At 67.4% G+C, this 1,797-nt stretch carries 2 protein-coding genes; both read right to left on the bottom strand.

Going from position 1 to position 1,797, the window contains the following annotated elements:
• Positions 1–140: 140 nt before the first annotated feature.
• A complete protein-coding gene (locus Mrose_RS18255) occupies positions 141–1,370 on the bottom strand; it encodes a 2,3-bisphosphoglycerate-independent phosphoglycerate mutase (RefSeq protein ID WP_119280640.1) in 1,230 nt (409 codons plus the stop codon).
• Between the two features lie 85 nt (positions 1,371–1,455).
• Positions 1,456–1,797: GNAT family N-acetyltransferase (locus tag Mrose_RS18250; RefSeq protein WP_182482910.1), on the bottom strand; the 342-nt coding region annotated here is incomplete at its 5' end.

Here is a 1,797-nt window from a genome sequence, read left to right as displayed (position 1 = left end):
CCCCTAAACCAGCCGAGCCGGTTCCTCCAGACCCTGACTCCATCCCGCCCCTCACGCCTGAGCCGCTGCCCCAGGAGTCCTTGAGTTCGCAGGATCCTGCCGGAAGCCCGTAGCCTGTAAGGACGTGAGGCCGTAGGGGATCAGGCCCCGAATTTCTGCAGCTTGCCTGCATGGGCCAGCATCAAGGGCATCAGGTCGGTGCCGCGCAGGGTGCCCAGGGTGCCCCGGGCGGCCTCGTCCTCCGTGAAACGCTGGGCGGGGTCGTTGCGCAGGTAGGGGCCGTGCAGCAGCACCGGGACCGGGTGCCAGGAGTGGGCCCTGAGCACGCTGGGGGTGGAGTGGTCGCCGGTGATCACCAGCACGTCAGGCTTTAGGGCCAGTAATTCGGGCAGCAGGTGGTCGAAAAGCTCGATCTTGTGCACCTTCTCCTCGAAGTTGCCGTCCTCGCCGGTGGAGTCGGTCTTCTTGAAGTGCAGGTAAAAGAAGTCGTGCTCGGCCCAGTGAGCCTGAAGGGCCTTCACCTTGCCCTCGGGGGCGTCCTCCTCCCCGGCGACCTCGAGCACCCTCATCCCCACCAGGCTGGCCACGCCCTTGTACATGGGGTAGGAGGCCACGCAAGCGGGGTTGAGCTTGTAGATCTGCTGCATCGAGGGGAACCTGGGCCGCTCGGAGATGCCCCGGAAGAGGGCCCCGTTGATGGTGGGCTCGTCCTTGAGCACCTCGCGGATGCGGGCGCTGAGGGCGTTGAGCACGGCGGCGGTGCGGGCGCTGGCCGCGTCGCCGGGGTTGTGGACGTGGGACTCCAGGGGGGGCACGCCGGTTTTCTGGGGGTCGGTGTCGGAGACCTTCTCGCCCAGCTCGGCCCCCGAGAGGATCACCACGAAGCGGTGCTCGCTTTCGGTGTAGAAGCGAACCCTGACCCCATCGATCTCCTGGATGGCGGCCTTGAGCTTGCCCACCACCCGCGCGTTCTCCTCGTTGCTGGGCCGCCCTGCACGGCGGTCGGTGACCAGCCCCGAGGCATCGAGGGTGGCGAAGTTACCGCGCACGCCCACGTCGCCGTCGCGAAACTCGGCCCCGATACCGATGGCCGAGAGCGCCCCCCGGCCCACTTGGTACTGGATGGGGTCGTAGCCGAAGAGCGAGAGGTGGCCGGGACCGGAGCCGGGCGCGATGCCCGGAGCCACAGGGTATTGCAGGCCCAACATGGACTGCTTCGCCAGGGCGTCGAGGTTGGGGGTGCTGGCGGCGGCAAGCTCGGTGGGGCCGCCCAGCTGCTGGGGCAGGCCTCCCACCCCGTCGAGCACGACGAGCAGGATCTTGCTGGGGGTAGGCTGGGAGATCTCCTCGAGGATCGCGAACAGGCTCATGCGGCCCATTCTAACGAGGCGATCAGGAAGCGTGTGTCACGCTTTCACTCGCTACCGGCGGCAGAACGCACGGACCCCGCCGCTTTTAGCTCCCCTGCCGCTGCCACCACTCCTCGGGCAGCAGGCTGTACATGACCATGTCCCAGTGCCAGCCCTTGACCTTCCGGTAGCGCCGCAGCACCCCCTCCCGCACGAAACCCAGCTTCTCGAGCCCCCTCTGGGCCTTGATGTTCTCCACGTGGGTGATGGACTCTATGCGCTGGAGGTTTAAGGAGCCAAAGCCATAGTCCAGGACCAGGCTCTTGGCCTCCCGGTTGACCCCGCTGCTCCAGTAGGGCCGGCCCAGCCAGGTGGCGATCTCGGCGATCTGGTTCTGCCAGTCCACCAGCAGGGCGATCCAGCCCACCGCCTTCCCCCCCACCTCCAC

It is taken from the genome of Calidithermus roseus (assembly GCF_003574095.1).
Lineage (GTDB): Bacteria > Deinococcota > Deinococci > Deinococcales > Thermaceae > Calidithermus > Calidithermus roseus.
Note: the sequence above shows the minus strand (reverse complement) of the source record. Positions and strands in the feature narration are given on the sequence as shown.

Excerpts from the sequence above, each read along its gene's own strand:
- Mrose_RS18255 (WP_119280640.1), bottom strand. The coding sequence starts at position 1,370 with ATGAGCCTGTTCGCGATCCTCGAGGAGATCTCCCAGCCTACCCCCAGC.